The 1,522-nt window shown below is 55.5% G+C and carries 1 protein-coding gene; it reads right to left on the bottom strand.

The annotated features are described in order from the left end of the window. A partial coding sequence (locus IJT02_10135; GenBank protein ID MBQ7545285.1) for a thiamine pyrophosphate-binding protein occupies positions 1-1,470 on the bottom strand: 1,470 nt, incomplete at its 3' end. Positions 1,471-1,522 lie beyond the last annotated feature (52 nt).

Genomic DNA, 1,522 nt, shown 5'->3' with positions numbered 1-1,522 from the left:
GTTATTCATGACTACCCAAGTGCAGGCGATACCTTCCTCAACAGCTGTAGCCATGCATGTCGGGTTGACACCGAATCCGCCGTCGCCGATGAGGGCACTGCATATCTTATCCGGAGCTGCCTTTTTGCCGCCGAGAACTGCTGACGCTCCGAAGCCCATCGTTGCGAGCCCTGAAGAGTGGTGCACTGTTCCGGGAATCGTGATCGTGAACTGCTGGGCTACACCGTTCTTGTTCCAGCCCACGTCGGTGAAGATTAGCGCGTCTTCGGGCAGTGCTTCCTTCACGTCCTTCAAGATTCTCTGCGGGGTCATCGGGAAGCGGAGGTCTTCAGTGATTGCCTTCACGGATTCCTTGAACTCTGCCTTAGCCTTCGCGATCCCTTCACGGAGTCCGGGTCTCTTGATGCCTTCGGGCTTGATGGCCTTTGCCGCTTCGAGTATCTGCGCAAGTGCGAGCTTGAGGTCAGCTACTGCACCGATCTCTACGGGATAGTTCCTGCCGATCTCTGTCGGGTCAATGTCGATCTGCAGGAACTTCGTCGTTGACGGGTCGAACGTTACGCCCTGATACCAGCTTGACGAGTCAGCCTCCGCGAATCTCGTGCCGAGCGCAAGAATCACGTCTGCTCCGAGCGTGAACGCGTGGGTGTGTGCGAGTCCCCAGAAGCCGGTCTGTCCGACCATGAGGGGATGGAGGTCGCTCACGCAGCCCTGTCCCATGAGTGTGCGGGAAATCGGGATGTCGAGGAACTCAGCAAGTGCCGCAAGCTCTTCGGAAGCCTGAGCGAGAAGGATTCCGCCGCCTGCATGGATGACGGGATTCTTGGCCTCAATGAGCCTCTTGGCGATCGCCTTTGCACATGCTGGGTCAAGAGCGGGCTTGACGGTGATGTGGCTGTCCTGATATGTGCGCGCAAATAAGTCCTCCTCAATCTTCCTGCTCCAAATGTCCATAGGCATATCAATTAACACCGGGCCGGGTCTGCCGGACTCTGCGAGCCTGAATGCCTTATCCAGAATGTCAGGGAGTGCTTCAGGGTCATCGACTCTCCAGCAGCGTTTGCACACAGGCTCAAGCAGTCTGTACTGTGTTGCGTCGCCGTGCATGTTGACTTCTTGGTGGGGGTGCTTGCCGTAGTAGTAGCTCGGAACGTCTCCGGCAAATACGACCATCGGGATCGAGTCGAACGCTGCATTAGCGACACCAGTAAGGACGTTGGTGATTCCGGGTCCTAAGTGGCACATGACTACTGATGCTTTGTGCGTAACTCTGGCGTAACCGTCAGCGGCAGTTGATGCTACGGCTTCGTGTCTGTTGGAGATGTAGCGGAGATGGCCGCCCTTCTGAAGGTTGCGGTTGAGAGCGTCGAGCATTCCGATTACTGTGTGGCCGCAGAGACCGAAGATGTACTCAACTTTTCTGCGTTCGAGGTAATCGACGATGAGGTCAGCTACAAGTTTTTTGCTCATGCGGAATAATACCTCCTCTGAGTTGTGTAATGTGTAATGAGTGAAATAAATT

The organism is Synergistaceae bacterium, from assembly GCA_017450125.1.
Classification (GTDB): domain Bacteria; phylum Synergistota; class Synergistia; order Synergistales; family Aminobacteriaceae; genus JAFUXM01.
Note: the sequence above shows the minus strand (reverse complement) of the source record. Positions and strands in the feature narration are given on the sequence as shown.